Here is a 20249-nt window from a genome sequence, read left to right on the forward strand (position 1 = left end):
CGGTGTGCGTTGATGACGGTCGGTGGGCGGGCTCAGGTACGAGGAGACCGAACAGGTTGCGACTCATTGTTTCCGGCCGACGAAACCCCCAGCGGTTGGGGTCAGGCCGGCTCCAGCGCCCGGTTCGCCTTCTCCAGAGCGGCGAGCGTACGCAGGACGGAATCCCGCTTCGCGGTCAGGTCCGACACCTTGGCCTTGCCGCTCAAGCCGGAGTCCTTCTGCGCGATCGCCAAGCGTTCCTCGATCTCCGCGAGCTGCGCCAGCAGGTTCTCGGCGCGGCTCATGAGCTCGGCGCGGTCGGGGCGGGTGACTCCGGACTTGTCATTCTGCGTCCTGGTCGCAGGCGCCTTGGTGCTCGCCTTCGGAGCGGTGGTCGTGGTGCGGGTCGTGACGCGCTGCCCGGTTCGAGACTTGGTACGGGGAGGTGTGTGCGAGCGGGTCTGGTTGAGCAGCGCCCGGGCCTCGCGAGCGGCCACCCGGTGTTCGTGTTCTTCCTCGTCCTCCGAGGCGAGCGATCCACCCAGGGGCCGCAGACCGTACAAACCGACGAACTCGCGGGCCACAGCAATGGTCTGTTCTGCAGTGCGGCAGCGCCCGCACCGCGGCTCACCACGGAACTCGGCGATGTCCCCGGTGGACGAGCACCACACGCACACGCGCGAAGTGAGGTCGGTCATGAAAGCATCGTCAGCAGCGGAATTCACGTGAGAAAAGACTACGGCACATGGCTTTTCGATCTGCAGCGGGGTTGCACCCTCAGTCCGACGGATGCCGCGACGGATGTTCCTCTGAGGACGTCGCCGCCCCGATGACCTCAGCAAAGTAGGCGTCGAGCCGGTCGAACAGTCCGAGGAAGGCCTCGACGTGGCGGTCACCCGAGTCCGCGTAGCCCGCGATCGCCATTCGAGCAGGCACGCCCAGCAACCTCTCAGGTCACTTCATCTAGCCGTCCAGGATTCGTGCATCACTGCCGGTGAGTTGGTCGCGTGAGGTGTCCTTGAGCGCGACTCCGGATCTCCCGAGTTTGCGAGCGCCGTCGACCAGGGCCGCGGTGATCGCGGCGGCGGTTGTGTAGTCGAGGCCGTCGGGCGGGTGGATGTTGGAGATGCAGTTGCGGTCTGCGTCACTGCGTCCGGCTCGCGGGAGATGGGTGAGGTAGATACCGAGACTGTCGGCGACCGATAGGCCGGGGCGTTCGCCGATGATCATGATCATCGTCTGGGCGCGGAGGGCTTCGCCGATGTGGTCGCCGAGGGCGACGCGCGCTTGGGTTGCGATCACCGGGGGAGCGAGGGAGTAGCGCGGGGCGAGGGTGTCGAGGAGCGCTTCGAGCAATCCTCGTCCGTGGTCGGCGAGCGCACGCGGTGAGAGTCCGTCGGCGAGCACGATGGCGAGGTCGGCTCCGGTGTCGGGCAGGTGAGACAGATCCGCGGGCCGTCGCCCGAGATCTGGTCGCCGCAGGTACTCACTTCGGGAGCCGGCCTCGCTGTGCACATGGAGTGCTGGCTCGATGTCGAGATCACTGATCTGATCGTTGAGGTCGGCCACGTCGAGCGGTTCGTGCACGGCGTCGCGGGCTGCGGAGTGGGCAGCCTTGAACTCGAGTACTCGACGCGAGGGGAGTGAATTCCCGGCCCGGCCCAATCCGATCCGTGCTCGGGTGGTCAGTCGCAGTCCAGCCCAATGGTCCTCGGCCGGTTGGCGGGCGTTCATCGGGCCGCACTCAGTGCACGCAGGGGAGAGTCGAGCACGTCGACGGGCAGGATGCGTCCGTCGGTGTCGGCCATACCGAGTCCGGCCAGCCAGGCCTCGAATTCCGGAGCGGGACGGAGGCCGAGTGCCTGACGCACGTAGAGCGCGTCGTGGAAGGACAGGCTTTGATAGCCGAGCATGACGTCGTCGGCGCCAGGGACGGCGATGACAAACGCGGCGCCGGCGACACCGAGCAGGGTCAGCAGAGTGTCCATGTCGTCTTGGTCTGCTTCGGCATGGTTGGTGTAGCAGACGTCGACACCCATCGGGAGACCGAGGATCTTCCCGCAGAAGTGGTCTTCGAGACCGGCGCGAATGATCTGTTTCCCGTCGTAGAGGTATTCGGGTCCGATGAAGCCGACGACGGTGTTGATCAGGAGAGGTTCGAGGTCACGCGCCACGGCATACGCACGGGTTTCCAGTGTTTGCTGATCGACGGGTTTGCCGCCGGTGCCGAGATGCGCATTCGCCGACAGCGCGGATCCCTGCCCGGTCTCGAGGTACATGACGTTGTCACCGACGGTGCCGCGGTGCAGAGAGTGGCCCGCTTCGTTGGCTTCTCGCAACATCGCGATGTCGACTCCGAAACTGCGGTTGGCGCCCTCGGTTCCAGCGATCGATTGGAAGACCAGGTCGACCGGTACCCCTTTCTCGATCAGGTCCACAGTGGTGGTGACGTGTGACAGAACGCAGGATTGCGTCGGGATCTGAAAGCGTTGTCGGATGTCGTCGAGCAGGTACAGCAGCTCCGAGGTCGCGTGCGGCGAGTCGGTAGCCGGGTTGATGCCGATCACCGCGTCTCCGCATCCCATCAACAATCCGTCCAGAGTCGCCGCCGCGATGCCGCGAGGATCGTCGGTGGGGTGGTTGGGTTGCAGTCGGGTGCTGATGCGTCCCGGCAGGCCGACTGTGGTGCGGAAAGCTGCGGTGACGGTCGCGGCTGAGGCAACCAGGATCAGGTCCTGGTTGCGCATGATCTTCGATACGGCGGCAACCATTTCGGGGGTCAAACCTGCTGCCACAGCGGCAATTCGAGCGGCACCGTCGTCGCGAACCGCGGTTTCGAGGAACCAGTCACGCAGTCCGCCGACGGTCAGGTGCGCGATCGACTGGAACGCCACCCGGTCGTGGGTGTCGATGATCAGTCGGGTGACCTCATCGGTCTCATATGGAACGACCTGTTCTTCGAGGAAGGTCGTCAAGGGTAGATCTGCGAGTTGCCATGCCGCAGCGGCGCGTTCGGCATCGGACTCGGCAGCACACCCGGCGAGTTCATCGCCGGAGCGGCGGGGGGTGGCCTTGGCCATCAGTTCGACGAGTCCGTCGAAGGTGTAGGTCGTGCCCGAGATCGACTGGGTGTAGATCATCGTAGGTCGTCCTCCGCTTCGGCGAGCGCTGCGAATTCCTCGTCGGGCGAGTTCGCGACGAGCCGGTGTCGGCTGTACAGGGCGAAGTAGAGCATGAACAGGGCGAACACTCCGAGGCAGCACAAGGCTGCCACCACGTCGACGAGGAAAGTCGCGATGACCGCGATGACTGCGACGACGAGTGCGAAGCCCGTGGTCGCGACGCCGCCGGGGGTGCGGTACGGGCGCTTCATATCTGGTTCGCGGCGCCGTAGAACGATGTGGCTGACCATGATCAACACATAGCTCGAGGCGGCACCGAAGACAGCCATGTTCAACAGGAGGTCGCCTTTGCCGGTGAGCGACAGCAGGAAGCCGATGATCCCGGGCACGATCAGCGCTAGCGTGGGGGCCTTGCGTCGGTTGGTCACCGACAACACCGTCGGCAGGTAACCAGCTCGTGAGAGTGCGAACAGCTGGCGCGAGTAGGCGTAGATGATCGAGAAGAAGCTCGCGACCAGACCGGCAAGCCCGATGTAGTTGACCACCTTGGCCATCGACGAATCACCCAGTGCCTCGACCAGCGGATTTCCCGACTCCGACATCGGACCTGCACCACCTGCGCCGGTCGTCAGGAACAGCACGGTGACACAGGTGATGAGAAGGACGCTGATCGCAGCGATGATGCCCCGCGGAACGTTTCGTTCGGGGTCGGCGGTCTCTTCGGCCGCCAGCGGTACACCTTCGATCGCCAGGAAGAACCAGATCGCGAACGGAATGGCCGCCCAGATCCCGATGTAACCGAACGGCAGGAACGACGACGACCCGGCTGCGTCCGTGGGTGCGATGTCGGTGAGGTTGCCGATCTCGAAGTGGCCGATGGCAGTGATCGCAAAGATGACCAGACCGACCAACGCGATGGCAGTGATCGCGAACATCACCTTCAACGCCTCGCCTGCGCCGGACAGATGGATTCCGATGAAGATCATGTACACGACCAGATAGACCCACCAGCCGTCGGTGATACCGAACAGGTTCAACGACTCGACGTAGGCGCCGATGAACGTCGCGATCGCTGCCGGCGCGATCGAATACTCGATCAGAATCGCCGTGCCCGTGGCGAATCCGCCCCATGGACCGAGTGCCCGGCGGGCGAACGTGTAACCACCTCCAGCCGCTGGAAGAGCCGAGGACAGCTCAGCCATCCCCAGCACCAGGCACAAGTACATCGCGGCGATGATGACCGCGGCGATCGCCAGGCCGCCGAAGCCGCCGTGTCCGAGGCCGAAGTTCCATCCCGAATAGTCGCCGGAGACCACGTAACTCACACCCAGACCGGCGAGCAGCAGCCACCCGGCGGTGCCGCCCTTGAGTTGACGCTTCGCCAGATAGTCCGCCGATTCTGCGTGACTGTCCACGCCACCGGTGTGGTGCGAACTCTTCGATTCGTCGATAGCCAAACCGGCCTCCTCGGGAGAAGGACCTAGACCCAGTTATCCAGGCCACACTGGTCCGTGAACGTGACGCCTGACATTAAGGCGAGCAACGTTGCAACCGAGTTGGCCAGGGTTGCGCACTGCCCGAACGGGCAGGGCCCGTCCCAGGGTGCGAGCCGCGAGACGTCGGACACGGACCAGCCCGATCGCCGCACCGGGCGAGCAGGTACTCGAGGCGGCCCCTCAGCGCAGTGCGGCCACGACCTGGTCGGCCATCGCCCGCTGACCGAGTGCATTGGCGTGCATCGCCGGGAAGCTGACCGCACCCAACGTCGGCTCGACCCATCGCCGATCGCCCGCGCAGGCGTCGTGGCCTGCGGAGACCTTGGTCATGTCCACATAGGTTGCGCGCGTGGCTGCGGCGGCGCGGCGCATGGCGTCATTGAGGGCGGCGAAGGCCCGGTGTAGGTATTCGGTGTCTCCGGGCGTCGTGAGCAGAGACGCCGAGCAGAGCGCCGAGCCCACCGCCGGGAAGATCTGCGGATACCCCACGAGAAGGACGCGGGCTCGCGGCGCGGCGCGCTTGATGATGCGCAACGCGTTCACGAGGTCGGGGTAGGTCGCGGAGTTGATCCTGTCGACAAACGAGGTGCCGAACTTGTCGCGGCACGGGGTGGCCGACAGCGGCGCCGCCAGCCAGGCCTGCTGGCAAGCCGAGGTCGAGAAGCTGAAGAGCCCGTTGTTGTTCGCGCCGATCGTCAAGGTGATCAAGCGGGTGGCCGACCCCACCGCGGTGATCTGCGGTCCCTGCCACAAGTGTTGCGCCTGGGTCAGGTCTTCGGTCGACGCGCCTGAGCAACTGACGTCGGCGACCGAGAGCCCGCGTCTCTCCGCGACGAGATGGGAGTAGTTGACCAGCGAGTTCGAACAGAACATTGCCGCATTCGTCGCCTGGGGGAATACCGATGCGCCTGCGCTGTAGCTGTCACCGAGATTGACGTACGGGTATCCGTCCGCTGCCCGGGCCCCGCCGGCGTGGGCGAGTCCGCAGACGAGGGCGAGGGCGGTGGCCGCCGCGGTCAGCACGGTTCGAATGCCGAGGCGCCGGCGTAGGTCACGGCCGTACGGCAAGGGCATTCGGGCACTCCAGATCGTGGTGCTCAAGTTACTGATGGTGCTGATGAGACTAACACGGACGGAGAATTGCCTAAGTTGCAGCCGTCGATTCAACGGGCCTGCATTTGTCGCGTGTGACGATTCTCTTTTTGGTCGAATCGGGTCAGGACCTTTCGACGTCATGCCGATGACCTTCGACTCCGGCTTGTCGGCGGTGGCGGGGCGAGGATGAGTGGAGTCGAGGGGAACTGCTGCCGCAGGCTGTGCAGGGTAGGAGACAAACCATGACTGATTCAGTGACCGATGCGACCGCACCGATTGTCGTCGGGGTAGACGGTTCGGACTCCGCTTTGATGGCGGTGAGGTGGGCGGCCGGTGCTGCAGTTCGGGAGCGACGACCCCTGCGGCTGATCTCTGCGGTGGGGATCGTGCCGGGCGCGTACGCGCCGACCGCGACGTTGACGTCCCCGGCAGTGGTCGAGGCGATGCACGCGGGCGCGGCGCGGGCCATCGAGGCCGCGACTCAGGTCGTCGCAGATGTCGACCCTGACGTGGACGTTGCAGGCAAGACTGTGAGCGGGTCGGCCATGCTGACGCTTCGTCACGCGTCCGCGTGGGCGCACATGCTCGTGCTGGGCAGGCGTGGTCTCGGCGGAGTGCGCGGACTGCTCCTCGGATCGGTCAGCACCGACGCCGCCGCGCATGCGGAGTGCCCTGTTGTGGTTGTGGGCGGGCCGGCGCCCACGACCGGCCCCGTGGTCGTCGGTGTCGACGGGTCGCCTACCTCGACTGCGGCGATCGCCCATGCGTTCCGTCAAGCTGACCTGTTGAACACATCTTTGCTCGGGGTGCACGCATATGGAGGGTCTTCGGGCGCAGCGTTCTACGGCGCAGACCAGAGGACCCTTCGACAGTTCGAGGACGAAGCCGAAGAACTGTTGGGTGAACAACTGGCCGGGTATCCCGAGGACTACCCCGATGTGCAGATCGAGCGTCACGTCGGCATCGCCTCACCTGCCGAAGAAATCTTCGATGCGGCTCAGACCGCGCAGCTCGTCGTCGTCGGGACCCGCGGACACGGGGGTATTCGGGGATTGCTGTTGGGGTCGACGAGTCGCGCCGTGGTGCAAGTGGCGCCGTGCCCGGTGATGGTGGTGCACCGCAAGCCCTGACCCGTGACCGGGTTGCTCACTCAGAAACAGGTGTTCCCGGAGGTGGAGCGAGTCACCGATCCTGTGCGGGCTCGCCGCGAGAGGTAGCGCGGTGGATCGACCGTAGGGTCGTCGTCGATGGTGTCGACGTGCGGGTCGGCGAGAATGTTGGTAACCGCAAGGAGCTGGCACCGAAGGTGGCGAAGTGCGGGTTGACGTCTCTGACGACACTCCGTGCACGGTCCGCCGGCCAAACGAACGCCGGGATCGGCCAAGAAGACCCGAACGGCGCGCGGCGTGGTTGTCGTCCCACGCGGCCAGATCAGCCTCGCCTCGCACAGGTAGTACCGACGGACGCTATGCCGCCGCTGCTCGTTATTGATGTTGATCCTCACGGCACCGGTTCGCCCGCGGAGGTTCTCGACATGACTGACCAACGGCCCTCGTGAATTAACCCCTGGCTCAGTGGGTGACCGGTAGTAGCACTCGTCGCGAGTGGTGGTGTGCTGCATTCGAGCGAAGTTCTGTACACCGCGAGAAGCGCCTGAGACAGTGAGCGGGTGAGCCCGTCGTGAACTCGCCCCGGCCGTGCATGGTCGGAAGAACGTGCTGAGCGTCGACGAACTCCAGCCAGGCGGGGGCGCCTAGGTGTCTGCGTTGCCGTTCTTCCATTGTGGCCACGGGATGTTCCAATCGCCGAGTCCATCAACTCCCGGCAGTGTGTCGGCGTTGGTGTTCTTGACCGTGACGGGGTCACCGCGCAGGGTGTTCTTCACGAGCCATTCCGCGTCAGTGGGACTCAGGTTTGGGCAACCGTTGCTGACGTTGCTGCTGCCTTGCGCCGACATCGACCACGGTGCGCCGTGCATGTAAATGCCGCTGTAGGACATTTGCACCGCCCATTGAACGGGTGTGCGGTATCCCGCTGCGGACTCGACAGGCACTCCGTAGGTGGACGAGTCCATGATGATGTGCTCGACGCGATCTCCGATCATGTAGATACCGCGGGGCGTCGGAGTGCTGTCTTTGCCGAACGAGGTCGGCATCGTGCGGATGACCTTGCCGTCTCGTTTGACGACTATCGTTTTGGTGTTGTCGTCGGCAACGATTTCCTGAGCTCGGCCAATCGTGAAGTCGTAGGACAAGTTCTCGTCGCCGTAGAGCCCGTCGCCGAGGTCGACTCCGTAAATGTTGACGGCGACACTGACTTTGGTGCCCGGCGTCCAGAAGCGTTCGGGCCTCCACCGGACTTCGGAGTCGCTGATCCAATAGAACGCACCCCGCATCTGGGGGTCAGACGACACGGTGATCGCCGCCTGTGCCTTCTTTCGGTCGGGGATGGGATCGGCGAACCGCACCCCGACTGTGTGGGCGATCCCGACGGTTTTCTCGCCGAGGATGGCAGCGCTGGTCAGTGACTCCGGTGAGGTCGTGGTGAAGCGCTGCGAGACGACCGATCGACCGCCCACGCCCACGGCCTCGGCTTGAACGGAATACCGCTTCGAATATCCCAGGGGTTGGGTGCTTGTCCACGTTGAGCCGTCCTCGCTCAGTGAGCCCGCCAAGGGACGGCCGCTGGCTGTGGGGATACGGACGTTTGTCAACGCGCCGCGGCTGGCCGTGACAACAATAGGAAGCCCAGGTTCGACAACCGCGTTGGGCGCGAGTCGACCGCCACCTTCGGTGGCCACAGCAATGGAAGGCTGTGCGATGTCGGCGAAGCTGTCAACGGCCTGAATCTCGTTGCTGTAGGCGGCGCCTCCGGTTGAGCTGCACGAGGTCAATAACATCACCACAGCCGTCAGGGCTGCGAGCATCAGCAGTCGCGGAATACCTGCCCGGACCGACCCGCGGCATCCACGAGCGCTCGAGCACTGCGGCTGCGCACCGTAAGCCGCCAAGAGATCACGTGGCTCTTCGATAGCTCGAGTCCTTCTTACGCGGCCCATCGATTGTGGCGAACCCTCTCACTCGGCGCCTGGACTAGGTTTACTATCCACGATAGTAGTTGAATGCTGTGCGCTCCTCTACCCGCTGCACAGCGCGAGAGAAGGTTCGAAACGTCTTCGTGGTGGGCGACCGCCGAGCGGTCACGTCGACCTCATTATTGCCGTGTGGCGACACCCCACAGGTAGTCCCCGCCGATGCGTGTTCGCCACCGCTCGCCGACGTCGAGGCCGTGGTGCGACAACTCTCGCGACACCTGCGGGACCACTCGTCCTCATACCTCCCGCGCGCCGATAAGGCGGGTCGTCCGACGACGTAGACTCCCCGGGTTCTCAACCACGGTGCAGGATCGAGTTTGGGTCCATCTTGCTGCCACACCTTGTAGTGCAGGTGTGGGCCGGTGGAGTAGCCGCGGTTTCCTACCGTTGCGATCTGCGCGCCGGCCAGGACTCGCTGCCAGACGCTCACCAGTGTCTCGCTGATGTGCCCATACACGCCGATCGTGCCGTCGTCTTGCAGCACTCGCATCCACAGCCCGAAGCCGGCGGCCTTCGATAACCGTCCCCGCCCAAGGCGATCTTTGAGGTCGCGGGTTCGGTGTGCTCACGCAGCTGTGACACGCGCAGCAAGTTCGTGGGGTAGTCGGGGCTGCTCGTCTCATCGATAACGACAGTGACGTCTTCGAAGACGTGGCGTTTCTGGGTGCCGTCAGGTGGTCGAGAGTGACCACCCAGGTCGGCCGGGTGCCACCGTCTGTCAGATCCTGCTCGTGGAGTGGGTGGAGTGGACGTGATCAAAAGCGCGTCCGGATCTGAGTCGCCTCCTTCCTTCGTTGCTCCACACGAGTCCGTTAGCTGAGCGTGTAGAGCAATTGTTCGTTTGCGGCGTATGCATTTTCGGCGTTTCTGGCGACCAGCGCGTTGACACTATTGATGGTGCTGCGTTGTTCCCAGTGTGTGCCGTCTGGGCTGCGCCAGACGGTGTCGGCGGTGTCGATGCCCCAGAGCGTGCCATCGGGTGCGGCCGCCAGGAGAGCTAGGGCCGGCGCATCGGGAACGGTTGCGAAGGTCTGGGCGTCGTCGGTGCTGTGTTGCAGGCCATCTGGGGTAGTCGCCCATACGCCGCGGTCGGTGATCGCGAGTGCTGCTGCGGCCAGGGGCGCGCCGGGGGTCCAGCTTCTCCCGTCATCGGTCGATACGAGCAGGCCGTTGATTCCGTCGAAGCCTACGAGTAGTTGTCCGTTGGTGGCGAGCGCGTGGAAGTCGATGTCGCCGGCCACCGATCTCGGTGTCCATGTCTGCCCGCCATCTTCGCTGGCGACGAGTCCCAGCGGGTTGGGTGCCGAGCTCCGCGGGCCGGGATGGCCGGAGGCGAAGATCCGATCAGAGCCGGTTACCCCGGCCAGTCCCATGAAGTCGTCGTCGGAGACGCCGACCCGGCTGGTGGTTCCATCTGCGGTGAGGGCGATTACGCCGGTGTGAGTTCCGGCGAGGATAGTGCCGTCGGCGCGGATGTGCAGGGCGTGGAGGTGGTCGAGTTCTGGGGTCAGTGTTGCGCTCTCTGCTGAGGTTGCCGACGGTGGTGGGGATGTGGGTTGTTCCCGGGTGGAGCAGCCGGTTAGCACAATCAGCGTGGCGATGACTGCGAGGACGACCGCAGCGGTGCGGTTGGACGGGTTTGAGGCAGGCAAGCGGCTAGGACTTTCGTGTGGGTAGGACTGAGTTCGGGCGTGGGTGGTGTGGTGATCGGGGTGGTGGCGAGACCGGGTAGGAGCCGCCCTAACCCTCTGGGGGTGTCGTGGTCACGACTTCTGGATGGGGGTGGAAGGCTGTGAAGGCTTTTGGCCGCAATGCTTTTGGAGGACGAGGGAGATGAGGACGTTGCCGAGGTGGTGACGTGCCCCGGAGAGGTCGCCGATCGCAGCGAGGTGGCGGACGAGACCGATGTGTGCGGCGAGGTGGCGGCGTCGGTTCGAGGTGACGCTGAGGTGGTGGGCGCGGTGGAAAAACTGGTGGGTCGAGTATGGCGTGGGTGCTCGGTAGACGTCTCGCATGGCATGCAGATACTGACGACGGTGGTCGTCGGGGGGCGAGTGCGTCTCCTTCGGGTTCTCGGTCACGGCGCATTCCTCGGACTGGTACGCGCAGGCCGGGTCAACCCGCGTCAACTAACTACTATAAAACCTAGTAATTGGCGGCGCGGTCGGTGCCTGAGTTGCGGCGTCACCGACGAACTTCTGGGGCATACTGGCTGGTGGTGCAGGTGGTGGGTCGCCGGGAAGGTGTGTTGAGTGTGGGTCTCAGCGAGCTGACGGCGGGGCGTCGAGGATCGAGGCGAACGATGGGTGAGCATCCATGAGTGCAGCGGTGGTGTTAGTTGTTGCCGCGGGTGTGCTGGGCTGGTTGTGGCCTCGATGGATGGTTCGGGTGCAGGGCCGTATCGATGCTCGTTGGGTGTTGGTGGCCTGGCCGGCCGCGCAGGTCGTGTTTGCGATGTTGTGGGTGGGAGCTGTTGTGACGCTGGCGGTTCCCGGCCATTTCGGCATCCATTCGTTGTCCGAGGTGGTGTCGTGTCTGCGGGTGTTGTCACACGGCGCATCCCCGCGGGTGGAGGCGATCTCCGGTGGCGTGCTGGCGGTGGTGACCGGGGCAGCGATTGTCCGAGCGGTGACGATCGCGGTGCGATCGGCGGTGCGGATGCGTGGTGCTCGTGAGGAGTATCTGCAGTCGTTGCGGTTGGTGGGCGCCCGCAGTGAGCGCTATCCCGACGTGTGGTGGCTCGCCGACGGGCGGCCGATGGCGTTTTGTCTGCCGGGTAAGGATGCCGGGATCGCCGCCACGACTGGGTTACAGGCGGCGTTGTCCGGTGAGGAACTCGATGCCGTCGTTGCCCATGAGCGCGCGCACCGGCGGCAACGTCATCACACCGTGGTGTTGGCGGCCCGCGCTCTCGGGCGTGCGTTTCCGCTGATTCCGTTGTTCAGCCGCGCGGGCCGTGAGGTCGCCGGCTTGGTCGAGCAAGCCGCCGATGCCCGCGCCGCCCAGCTGGTGGGTGCGCGGGCGGTCTGCTCGGCGTTGGGAACGTTGGCCCGTTCGGGGCCCGTGGCGGGCCCGGTGGGTGTGTTGTCGATCAGCGATTCGTCGTCCGTGGGGCCGCGGCTGAGCCGCTTGGACTCCGGTCACCGGTGCCGGTCGCGGCGTCATCATGTGGGTGCCGCCGCGGCGGTGGCTGGTGTGGTGGCGGTACCGACCACGCTGGCGGCATCCGGTGTCGTCGCGGCGATGGTGATCGCGATGTGTGTGTAGCCGAGGCAAACCCGGGCGGGTCGGGCCGCTAGGGGTTGTTGAGAAGCTGCTGCATCCTGGCGATTTCACTTTCCTGGTCAGTGACGATCTGGCGTGCCAGCGCGATCGCCTCGGGCGATTGGCCGTCTTGAATCTCGGTCTTGGCCATGGCGATGGCGCCGCGGTGGTGTTCGATCATCTGGGTCAGGAACAGGCGCGACGCCTCGGCGCCTTGCGCGTCGCGTAGCTGCTGCATCTGTTCTGGCGACATCATGCCCATCATCGACGGCATCGGGGAGGTACCCGGTGCCATCGAGGTACCCATGTCCATGTTGTGCCCCTGGCCCTCGAGTGGGGCTCCCCATTGCTTCAGCCACGACTGCATCTGCTCGATCTCGGGCTGCTGAGCGTCTTTGATCTGCTGGGCCAGACTGACGACCTGGGGGTTGATGTTGTCCTTCTCCAACAGGATGTCGCTCATCATGATCGCCTGGGTGTGGTGCGGGATCATCTGCTGGGCGAACGAGATGTCCGCGCTGTTGTGTTCGGCAGTGGCCGCCGCTGAGGATTCGGTACTGGCCGCGCTGGTACCCATCCCCGACATCGAGGAATGATCCTCAGTCGAGGTGTCCGAACACGCGGCCACCACTGTCAGAACAGCCGCTGCGGCAGCAACGACGACACCGGTTCGTGTGGCTCTCATCGATCTCCTCCTCAAGGGTGCTACTTCGCCACCGCCCGGCGGCGCTTCGATAACGATTCTACTAACGCCGATAGTAGTTACTCGCCTGTCCGGTGCCGGGAAAACGGGCTGTGAACTGCGCAAACAACGCCGCTAATGCCCGATTAGTTCGCTTCGTGGCGGGATGTTGTGTGACTGGTGGGGCACAAGTGACTTGTGGTGTGATCTCGCGGGTACACGCATGGCACTAGTGCGTGGGTCTACGACGTCCGTGGGGAAGGTGCGACCGCATGCAGATGGTGTTGACATCGCTACGGGTCAAGGCGGGGCAGCGGTGGGGCCCCAAGGCGCTGGGGGTGGCGGTGGCGGTGTGTGTGGGCGTTGCGCCTGTGATCGCCACCGCACCGGCGGCGGCCTCGACCGATGGACATGTGGCCGGGGAGTTGATCGCGATCGTGCAGGACTCGGTGAAGGCCGCATTGGGTGGTGCTGCAGCGGCGAGTTTGGGGGAGCCGATCACGCAGGCGGCGTCCTGCCTGGGCGCTCAGGCCCAGTCGGGCAGTGTCGGCGATGCGGGCAGTGTGGCCGCGCTGCAGTGCTTCGGAACGTTTTCGCGCATCGATCCGATAGACGGGTTCCGGATCATCGACGCGTTACCGCTGGCCCGGCTGGTGGCCACCCTGATCGCCGCGATCGTGCCGCACGATCCGAACGAGCCGCATGGCCCCCAACCGCAGGAACCCGGAACGCCGACGCCGCTGCTGCCCGGTAGTGGCGGCGCGGTGGCGCCGACTGCGGGTGAGATCACGTCCACCTTCGGTGACGGACGGGGCCATCAGGGCATTGATATCGGTAATGATCTGGGTGCGCCGATTGTCGCTGTGGCTGACGGGGAAGTCATCACCTCCGGACCCGCTGAGGGGTTCGGGTTGTGGATGCGGATCCGCCACGATGACGGCACGATCACCACCTACGGCCACAACGACGAGAATCTGCTCGAGCAGGGCGCGCGAGTACGGATGGGGCAATCGATCGCCACGGTGGGCAACCGTGGGGTGTCGACCGGCCCGCATCTGCATTTCGAGGTTCTCGATCCGACGGGAGTCAACGTTGATCCGGCACAGTGGCTGGCCGATCGTGGGGTGGTTCTGGCGATGGCCGCTGATGCCGACGCCCCCGCGCCGGGGCCGGTGGTGCCCCAGTGGGTCGGCGAACGACGCCTGTGACGAGCCAGCGCGGTGTGGTGGGTCAGGAACGAACGAGGCGAGCGATGGCCGCCGAGGCTTCAGCGATCTTCTCCTGTGCCTCGTCGCCGCCGGAGTGGGCGGCATCGAGCACGCAGTGGGTGAGGTGGTCGTCGAGCAAGCCCAGCGCCACCCCCTCCAGTGCCTTGGTCAGCGCCGAGATCTGGGTCAGGATGTCGATGCAGTACTGCTCCTCATCGACCATCCGGTGGATACCTCGGGATTGGCCTTCGATGCGCTTGAGCCGGGCCAGGTATTTGCCCTTGTCGCTGATGTAACCGTGGGAGGAGTGTTCCGGTGCGGAGGAGTTTCCCGGGGCGGAGGCAGTGGTCATGGACTCACCTTCTCAGTGGATCGCGGTCGGTTGTGCTGCAGTGCACGCACTGTACTCGCGCCTGGGTGCAGGTCGAGTCGGCGCAGCAGTTGCGCGTTGAGTGCGACCACGACCGTCGAGGCTGACATCAGGATCGCTCCGACCGACATCGGCAGGACGAACCCGATGGGCGCAAGAATTCCAGCGGCCAGCGGTACCGAGATCAGGTTGTATCCCGCTGCCCACCACAGGTTCTGCTTCATTTTTCGGTAGCTGGCGTCCGACAGCTCGATGACCGACAGCACCGAGCGGGGGTCGTCGCTGGCGAGGATGACCCCGGCCGAGGCGATCGCGACGTCGGTACCGGCCCCGATCGCGATGCCCACATCGGCTTGGGCCAAGGCCGGGGCGTCGTTGACGCCGTCGCCCACCATCGCCACCTTGCGTCCTTCGTGCTGCAACTCAGCCACCTTGCTGGCTTTGTCTTCCGGGCGTACACCGGCGAACACCCGGTCGATACCGAGGTCGTGAGCGACGGTGTGCGCGACCGCTTCAGCGTCGCCGGTGATCATCACGACCTCGACCCCGCGGGCGTGCAGCGCCTCGACGGCTTGGCGGGATTCCCCACGCACCTCGTCAGCGAGTTTGACAGCTCCGATCAGCTCAGTGTCGCGGGTGACATGCAAGATGATTGCGCCGTCGGCGCGCCAGCGATCAGCGATGGCCAGTTCCTGATGGCCCTGTTCCTCGAGCATGCGGGGCCCGCCCACCCGCACCGTGGCACCCTCGACGCGAGCGGTCACACCAACCGCCGGTGACGAGGTGAAGTCGGTGGCCGCGGGAACCGGCTGGGCGCGGTCGCCGGCCGCTGCGACAATTGCTCGCGCCAGCGGGTGCTCGCTGTCGGCTTCGGCGCTAGCTGCCAGGGTGAGCACGGTGTCCTCATCGACACCGTCGGCGCCCGCGATCTCGATGACGGTGGGCTCACCCTTGGTCAGGGTTCCGGTCTTGTCGAACAGCACCGCATCCACAGTGCGCATGGCCTCAAGTGCCAACCGGTCTTTGACCAGCACGCCGCCGCGGGCGGCGCGTTCTGTGGCAATGGCCACCACCAGAGGGATAGCCAAACCGAGTGCGTGAGGGCACGCGATGACCAGCACGGTGATGGTACGAATCACCGCCTGGTCGGGTTGACCGATGACCGTCCACACGATGGCGGTGATGATCGCTGAGCCGAGCGCGAACCAGAACAGCAGCGCTGCGGCGGAATCGGCCAACCGCTGGGCGCGGGAGGTGGAGTTCTGCGCGTCTGCCACCAGGCGCTGAATCCCGGCCAGCGCCGTGTCGTCGCCGGTGGCGGTGATCTGGACCCGCAGCCCCGAGTCGGTGGCCACCGTGCCGGCCACCACCTGATCGCCGATGCCGCGGCGCACCGTGCGCGATTCTCCGGTGACCATGGATTCATCGAGCTCGGCCGAGCCGTCCACGACGCGACCGTCGGCCGGGACGCTGGCCCCGGGGCGCACGATCACCACATCTCCGACCTGCAGCTCACTGGGAGCAACGGTGGTGATGTGGTCGCCCTCGACGCGTTCGGCCTCATCGGGCAGCAGCGCGGCCAGCGAGTCCAGGGCCGAAGTTGTCTGGGCCAACGACCGCATCTCGATCCAATGCCCCAACAGCATGATCACGATGAGCAGGGCCAGTTCCCACCAGAAGTCCAGTTCATGGTGCAACACACCGATGCTCGCACCCCAGGACGCCACGAAGGCCACCGTGATCGCCAAGGCGATCAACAGCATCATTCCCGGTGCGCGCGACCGCAGTTCTGCAGAGGCGCCTACCAGGAACGGCCGCCCACCCCAGCAGTACATCACCGTACCCAGCACCGGTGAGACCCACTGCAGCACTTGACTATCGGGTAGGTCGTAGCCGATGAGCATCGCGAACATGGGTGAAAAGGCTACGACCGGCACAGCCAGGGCACCCATGATCCAGAACAGCCGGCGGAACTGCCCGACGTGATCACCATGGCCCGCATGCCCGCCATGCCCAGCGTGATCATGTTCGGCGTGATCATGGTCTGCGCGGGCGCGCTCAGCATGGTGATCGTGGTGGTTGTGTGACGCTGCGGCGAGTTGGCCGTGGTGGCGTTCGTCGGCGGCGTCGTGACCGGCGTGCTCAGGGGAAGAGTGCTCGGAGGAGGAGTGCTCGTTCATACCGTCACCTTATACCTCTGGGGGGTATACGTCGAGGGGGTGGTGGATGGAGTTGTGGTCGATGAGTGGGGCGGGCTGGTGAAGGCGCGTAACCGCAGGCTGTTGCTGACGACGAACACGCTGGACAACGCCATGGCGGCGCCAGCCAGCATGGGGTTGAGCAGTCCCAGCGCGGCCAGCGGTATCGCGGCGATGTTGTAGGCGAATGCCCAGAACAGGTTCATTTTGATCGTTTTCAGAGTGCTGCGTGCCAAGGCGATCGCGTCGGCGGCAGCGTTGAGGTCGCCGCGGACCAGGGTGATGTCGGCGGCATGCATGGCGGCGTCGGTGCCGGTGCCCATCGCCAGCCCGAGATCGGCGTGGGCCAGGGCAGCGGCGTCGTTGACGCCGTCGCCGATCATGGCCACAACCTTGCCTTCGGATTGCAGATCGGTGATGACGGCGGCCTTGTTGGCCGGCAAGACGTTGGCGATGACGGTGTCGATCCCGACCTCAGCGGCGACGGTGTCGGCGACGGTCTGGTTGTCGCCGGTCAGCAGGATGGGCGTCATACCCAGTGCGGTGAGCCGGGCGATGGCGTGTGCGCTGGTGGGTTTGATCGCATCGGCGACCGCCAGGACCGCATGAGCGCGGCCGTTCCAGCCGACGAGTACGGCGGTCTGTCCGGCTTCCTCAGCGGCGGCCTGTGCCTCGTTGAGGTGGGGGTCATCCACGGCGATGTCGTGTTCGGCCAGCAGCGTCGGACGCCCGACGGTGACAACTCGTCCCTGGACCGTGCCGCGCACGCCTCGACCTTCGAAGCTGCGGAAGTCTTCGACCTCGTCGAGCTGTCCGACTTCGGCGGCTGCACCAGCAGTAATGGCGGCCGCGACGGGGTGCTCGGAGGCGTTTTCCACCGCTCCAGCGAGGGCGAGCACGTCGGCGCGAGTGGTGGTGGGGGAGGTGGTGACCTGGACGAGTGTCATCTGGCCCGTGGTGACCGTGCCGGTTTTGTCTAGGACAACGGTGTCGATGGTTCGGGTGGATTCGAGGACTTCGGGGCCTTTGATCACGATGCCGAGTTGGGCTCCGCGGCCGGTACCGACCAGCAGTGCGGTCGGGGTGGCCAGTCCCAGCGCGCAGGGGCAGGCGATGATCAGCACAGCGACCGCGGCGGTGAACGCCGCTTGCAGGGGATAGCCGGCGCCGATCCACGCGCCGAGGACTGCGATGGCGACGGTGATGACCACCGGCACGAAGACGCTTGAGATCCGGTCGGCCAGTCGCTGGGCGTGGGCCTTGCCGGTCTGGGCGCGTTCGACCATCGCGGCCATTTGCGCGAGTTGGGTGTCTGCCCCCACGCGGGTCGCCCGCACCCGTAGGTGTCCGCCGGCGTTGACTGTCCCGCCGGTCACGGTGTCGGCGGGGGCAACCTGGACTGGCATCGACTCGCCGGTGACCATGCTGGCGTCAACTGCCGAGGTGCCAGACACCACCACACCGTCGCTGGCGATCTTCTCGCCGGGCCGCACAATGAACTCGTCGTCGACGGCGAGCTCGCCGATCGGTATCCGATGCTGGTGGCCGTCCCTGACCACCGTGACGTCTTTGGCGCCCAGCTCCAACAAGGCCCGCAACGCCGCACCGGCTTGCCGTTTGGACCGCTTCTCGAAGTATCGGCCGGCCAGGACGAACATCGTGACCCCCGCGGCGACCTCGAGGTAGATGTTGCCTGCACCGTCAGAGGCGCCGACCGTCAAGGTGAATCCGTGGGTCATGCCTGGTTGTCCGGCGGTGCCGAAGAACAACGCATACAACGACCACAACAGCGCCGCGGTGGTGCCGACCGAGATCAGAGTGTCCATCGTGGCCGCGCCGTGGCGCAGGTTGAGCAACGCGGCGCGATGAAACGGCCAGGCCGCCCACACGATCACCGGCGCGGCCAACGTCAACGACGCCCACTGCCAGTAGGTGAACTGCAACGTCGGGACCATTGCCAGCGCGATCACCGGTACCGAGAGAACCACCGCACCGATCAGTCGGTGACGCAAGGCCACGAGCTCCCCGTCGTCGTCCGAAGGGTCGTCGTCGGGGTCGGCGCCTGTGGGAATGGCGGGCAGCGCAGCGCGGTACCCGGCCTGTTCGATGGTCTCGATCAGCAGGTGGGGGTCGACACCGGCGCGTGCGCTGACGTGAGCTTTTTCGGTGGCGTAGTTCACCGAGGCGCTCACTCCGTCGAGTTTGTTCAGTGTGCGTTCGATGCGTGCCGCGCACGAGGCACACGTCATGCCCGACACGGCGAGTTCGACATCGACGGTGCCTGTCTGCTCGGCGGTGGCCGCAGGTGGGTGGATCGGAGCTGAGGTGGTCATGGGGAAGTTCCTCGAAGGGTGAGCGCCTCGGCGCAGTGCCTCGGTGCAGTGGCCCCGGGGTGGCGCTGGTTAGCGAGTTAGTGTCCGGCGTGCGGATCGGCCGAGGGGGCCGTGGAGTTGGTTGTCGGGGCCGGGGCGCCGGTGGGGGCGTCGAGAACGAAGGTGGCGGTGTGCACAGCGCCGTCGACCTGGAAGTCGAGGTAGAGCAGATAGCGGCCCGGGGTGGGGGCGGTGGTGGCGAAGCGGACCTGTGGTCCCGCGAGTTGACCGGCGGTCGGTGCCGCGCCCTCAGGGTGAACATGCAGGTAGGCCAGGTCGCCCTGACGCAGAGCCACCAAGTGACCGAAAGCGCCCAGATACGGCTGCAAGGTAGTGACCGGTTGTCCTGCTCGCCGCACGGTGACGGTCAATTCGGACTCGGCTCCCGCGCGCAGGTGCCCGGCCAGCTCGATGTCGAACCCGTCGACGGATGACTGTCGTGATTCGGCGGCGGCTGGGGCCGGCTGGTAGTCACCGCTGACTTCGACGGTGCTGGTCAGGGTGAGGGGTTGACCGGTGGCGGCGGGCACGAAGTCGGCATAGATCCGGTAGCTGCCTCCCGTCGCCCACTGCCAGGGCAGCGACCAGCGCCCTTCGGGCGAGAGAGTGGGGTGCACGTGTCGAAAGTAGGCGCCATCCGCGCGGACGACGATCAGGTGCAGCTGCTTGTCGTGCTCGGTGGCGAAGTCGGTGACCGCGGCCCCGGCGGCGTCGAGGATCTCAAAGCTCAGCGGTGCTTGCATCCCGGGCGCATGGGGTGCCACCACATTTCCCAGGATGAAGCCGCCTGCTGCCAGCGAAACCCCGCGAACCTGATCGGCACCGGGGGACGCAGATGATGACGGTTGGGCAGTGTGGCCGACATGGGTGGACTCGGCCGACGACGGTCGTGGCCGATCGGGTGCGACACCCGCGGCGATGGCATAGGCCGCGGCGAAAACTATCAGCAGAGCCGCAGCGAAGACGCCGAGCTTGGTTGGAACATTCATCGCTGGATTCCTGTCATCGGTGGTGGCGACACACACGCCGCCCGGAGAAGGGCTGAAGTCGCCAGTGGGCAGACACTTCAGCCCCTCATCGGCTACTGCGCCAGGTGGTAGCCGGCCTCTTCGACCGCGACGCGGATCGCGTCGGGCTCGATCGGGGCCGAGCTGGAGATGGTGACTTGCCCGCTGGCCACGTCGACCTCGACGTCGGTCACGCCGGCCAGTGCTCCGACTTCTTCACGCACCGACGACGCGCAGTGCCCACACGTCATTCCGGAGACGATCACTGTCGATGTGCTCATGAGATGTGCCCTTTCGGTACAGCAGTGGTGCCGACGACCCTCAGGAGGCCTGTCGCTGTGGCGTCTCGCCACACCACCTTT

At 65.6% G+C, this 20249-nt stretch carries 18 protein-coding genes and 1 pseudogene; 3 read left to right on the forward strand and 16 right to left on the reverse strand.

Features of this window, described 5'->3' with window-relative positions:
- Window positions 1-101: 101 nt before the first annotated feature.
- From GOALK_RS04445 to GOALK_RS04465, 6 genes are all read right to left on the reverse strand, one after another.
- A complete protein-coding gene (locus GOALK_RS04445; protein ID WP_006357606.1) occupies window positions 102-677 on the reverse strand; it encodes a hypothetical protein in 576 nt (191 codons plus the stop codon).
- 79 nt (window positions 678-756) lie between these two features.
- Window positions 757-915: a hypothetical protein gene (locus tag GOALK_RS23840; RefSeq protein WP_155829487.1), complete on the reverse strand. Its 159-nt coding sequence runs from the start codon at window positions 913-915 to the stop codon at window positions 757-759.
- A 27-nt stretch (window positions 916-942) separates the two neighbouring features.
- Window positions 943-1713: an ethanolamine ammonia-lyase subunit EutC gene (gene eutC / locus GOALK_RS04450; protein ID WP_006357608.1), complete on the reverse strand. Its 771-nt coding sequence runs from the start codon at window positions 1711-1713 to the stop codon at window positions 943-945.
- Window positions 1710-3119 (reverse strand): ethanolamine ammonia-lyase subunit EutB, encoded by a 1410-nt coding sequence (locus GOALK_RS04455; protein WP_006357609.1) that lies wholly within the window; start codon window positions 3117-3119, stop codon window positions 1710-1712. Before GOALK_RS04455 ends, eutC begins: the two co-directional genes overlap by 4 nt.
- The gene (gene eat, locus GOALK_RS04460) at window positions 3116-4558 is read right to left on the reverse strand and encodes an ethanolamine permease (protein WP_006357610.1); all 1443 of its coding nucleotides are present in this window, start codon (window positions 4556-4558) and stop codon (window positions 3116-3118) included. The genes GOALK_RS04455 and eat overlap by 4 nt, the downstream gene beginning before the upstream one ends.
- Before the next feature lie 219 nt (window positions 4559-4777).
- Entirely contained in the window at window positions 4778-5671 is an 894-nt protein-coding gene (locus tag GOALK_RS04465) for an SGNH/GDSL hydrolase family protein (protein WP_035752385.1), read from the reverse strand.
- Window positions 5672-5934: 263 nt separating this feature from the next.
- On the opposite strand from GOALK_RS04465, the gene GOALK_RS04470 reads away from it, so the two are divergent.
- The gene (locus tag GOALK_RS04470; RefSeq protein WP_006357612.1) at window positions 5935-6822 is read left to right on the forward strand and encodes a universal stress protein; all 888 of its coding nucleotides are present in this window, start codon (window positions 5935-5937) and stop codon (window positions 6820-6822) included.
- A gap of 623 nt (window positions 6823-7445) precedes the next feature.
- Here GOALK_RS04470 and GOALK_RS04475 read toward each other — a convergent pair.
- The 4 genes and pseudogenes from GOALK_RS04475 to GOALK_RS04485 all read right to left on the reverse strand — a co-directional run bounded on the left by GOALK_RS04475 (window position 7446) and on the right by GOALK_RS04485 (window position 10867).
- Window positions 7446-8618: a L,D-transpeptidase gene (locus GOALK_RS04475; RefSeq protein WP_006357614.1), complete on the reverse strand. Its 1173-nt coding sequence runs from the start codon at window positions 8616-8618 to the stop codon at window positions 7446-7448.
- 436 nt (window positions 8619-9054) lie between these two features.
- Window positions 9055-9297: pseudogene (locus GOALK_RS24195) on the reverse strand (M23 family metallopeptidase); the annotation flags it as partial.
- Between the two features lie 301 nt (window positions 9298-9598).
- Window positions 9599-10438, reverse strand: coding sequence for a F510_1955 family glycosylhydrolase (locus GOALK_RS04480; protein ID WP_006357616.1), 840 nt, complete (start codon window positions 10436-10438; stop codon window positions 9599-9601).
- 111 nt (window positions 10439-10549) lie between these two features.
- Window positions 10550-10867, reverse strand: a complete 318-nt coding sequence (locus GOALK_RS04485; RefSeq protein WP_010844644.1) for a hypothetical protein — start codon at window positions 10865-10867, stop codon at window positions 10550-10552.
- A 235-nt stretch (window positions 10868-11102) separates the two neighbouring features.
- Here GOALK_RS04485 and GOALK_RS04490 point away from each other — a divergent pair, with 235 nt between their 5' ends.
- Window positions 11103-12053 (forward strand): M56 family metallopeptidase, encoded by a 951-nt coding sequence (locus tag GOALK_RS04490; protein WP_006357618.1) that lies wholly within the window; start codon window positions 11103-11105, stop codon window positions 12051-12053.
- Between the two features lie 28 nt (window positions 12054-12081).
- Here the strand turns inward: GOALK_RS04490 and GOALK_RS04495 are convergent, their stop codons facing one another.
- Window positions 12082-12735 carry a DUF305 domain-containing protein gene (locus tag GOALK_RS04495; RefSeq protein ID WP_035718242.1) on the reverse strand — a complete coding sequence of 218 codons (654 nt, stop codon included), beginning with the start codon at window positions 12733-12735 and terminating at the stop codon, window positions 12082-12084.
- Between the two features lie 269 nt (window positions 12736-13004).
- On the opposite strand from GOALK_RS04495, the gene GOALK_RS04500 reads away from it, so the two are divergent.
- Window positions 13005-13940 carry a M23 family metallopeptidase gene (locus GOALK_RS04500; RefSeq protein ID WP_006357620.1) on the forward strand — a complete coding sequence of 312 codons (936 nt, stop codon included), beginning with the start codon at window positions 13005-13007 and terminating at the stop codon, window positions 13938-13940.
- A gap of 22 nt (window positions 13941-13962) precedes the next feature.
- Here GOALK_RS04500 and GOALK_RS04505 read toward each other — a convergent pair whose 3' ends face one another.
- The 5 genes from GOALK_RS04505 to GOALK_RS04525 form a co-directional block, all read right to left on the reverse strand.
- Entirely contained in the window at window positions 13963-14292 is a 330-nt protein-coding gene (locus tag GOALK_RS04505; protein WP_006357621.1) for a metal-sensitive transcriptional regulator, read from the reverse strand.
- Entirely contained in the window at window positions 14289-16223 is a 1935-nt protein-coding gene (locus GOALK_RS04510; protein ID WP_006357622.1) for a heavy metal translocating P-type ATPase, read from the reverse strand. Before GOALK_RS04510 ends, GOALK_RS04505 begins: the two co-directional genes overlap by 4 nt.
- 263 nt (window positions 16224-16486) lie before the next feature.
- A complete protein-coding gene (locus GOALK_RS04515) occupies window positions 16487-18841 on the reverse strand; it encodes a heavy metal translocating P-type ATPase (protein ID WP_006357623.1) in 2355 nt (784 codons plus the stop codon).
- Between the two features lie 77 nt (window positions 18842-18918).
- Window positions 18919-19869 (reverse strand): DUF8832 domain-containing protein, encoded by a 951-nt coding sequence (locus tag GOALK_RS04520; protein WP_006357624.1) that lies wholly within the window; start codon window positions 19867-19869, stop codon window positions 18919-18921.
- A gap of 92 nt (window positions 19870-19961) precedes the next feature.
- A complete protein-coding gene (locus GOALK_RS04525) occupies window positions 19962-20168 on the reverse strand; it encodes a heavy-metal-associated domain-containing protein (RefSeq protein WP_006438347.1) in 207 nt (68 codons plus the stop codon).
- Between the last annotated feature and the right edge of the window lie 81 nt (window positions 20169-20249).

Source organism: Gordonia alkanivorans NBRC 16433 (assembly GCF_000225505.1).
GTDB lineage: Bacteria > Actinomycetota > Actinomycetes > Mycobacteriales > Mycobacteriaceae > Gordonia > Gordonia alkanivorans.

What these genes read in the sequence shown, in the direction of transcription:
- GOALK_RS04445 (WP_006357606.1), bottom strand. Translation starts at nt 677, where the DNA reads ATGACCGACCTCACTTCGCGCGTGTGCGTGTGGTGCTCGTCCACCGGG.
- eutC (WP_006357608.1), bottom strand. Translation starts at nt 1,713, where the DNA reads ATGAACGCCCGCCAACCGGCCGAGGACCATTGGGCTGGACTGCGACTG.
- GOALK_RS04455 (WP_006357609.1), bottom strand. Translation starts at nt 3,119, where the DNA reads ATGATCTACACCCAGTCGATCTCGGGCACGACCTACACCTTCGACGGA.
- GOALK_RS04465 (WP_035752385.1), bottom strand. Translation starts at nt 5,671, where the DNA reads ATGCCCTTGCCGTACGGCCGTGACCTACGCCGGCGCCTCGGCATTCGA.
- GOALK_RS04470 (WP_006357612.1), top strand. Translation starts at nt 5,935, where the DNA reads ATGACTGATTCAGTGACCGATGCGACCGCACCGATTGTCGTCGGGGTA.
- GOALK_RS04475 (WP_006357614.1), bottom strand. Translation starts at nt 8,618, where the DNA reads ATGCTCGCAGCCCTGACGGCTGTGGTGATGTTATTGACCTCGTGCAGC.
- GOALK_RS04490 (WP_006357618.1), top strand. Translation starts at nt 11,103, where the DNA reads ATGAGTGCAGCGGTGGTGTTAGTTGTTGCCGCGGGTGTGCTGGGCTGG.
- GOALK_RS04495 (WP_035718242.1), bottom strand. Translation starts at nt 12,735, where the DNA reads ATGAGAGCCACACGAACCGGTGTCGTCGTTGCTGCCGCAGCGGCTGTT.
- GOALK_RS04500 (WP_006357620.1), top strand. Translation starts at nt 13,005, where the DNA reads ATGCAGATGGTGTTGACATCGCTACGGGTCAAGGCGGGGCAGCGGTGG.
- GOALK_RS04505 (WP_006357621.1), bottom strand. Translation starts at nt 14,292, where the DNA reads ATGACCACTGCCTCCGCCCCGGGAAACTCCTCCGCACCGGAACACTCC.
- GOALK_RS04510 (WP_006357622.1), bottom strand. Translation starts at nt 16,223, where the DNA reads ATGTTCGCGATGCTCATCGGCTACGACCTACCCGATAGTCAAGTGCTG.
- GOALK_RS04515 (WP_006357623.1), bottom strand. Translation starts at nt 18,841, where the DNA reads ATGACCACCTCAGCTCCGATCCACCCACCTGCGGCCACCGCCGAGCAG.
- GOALK_RS04520 (WP_006357624.1), bottom strand. Translation starts at nt 19,869, where the DNA reads ATGAATGTTCCAACCAAGCTCGGCGTCTTCGCTGCGGCTCTGCTGATA.
- GOALK_RS04525 (WP_006438347.1), bottom strand. Translation starts at nt 20,168, where the DNA reads ATGAGCACATCGACAGTGATCGTCTCCGGAATGACGTGTGGGCACTGC.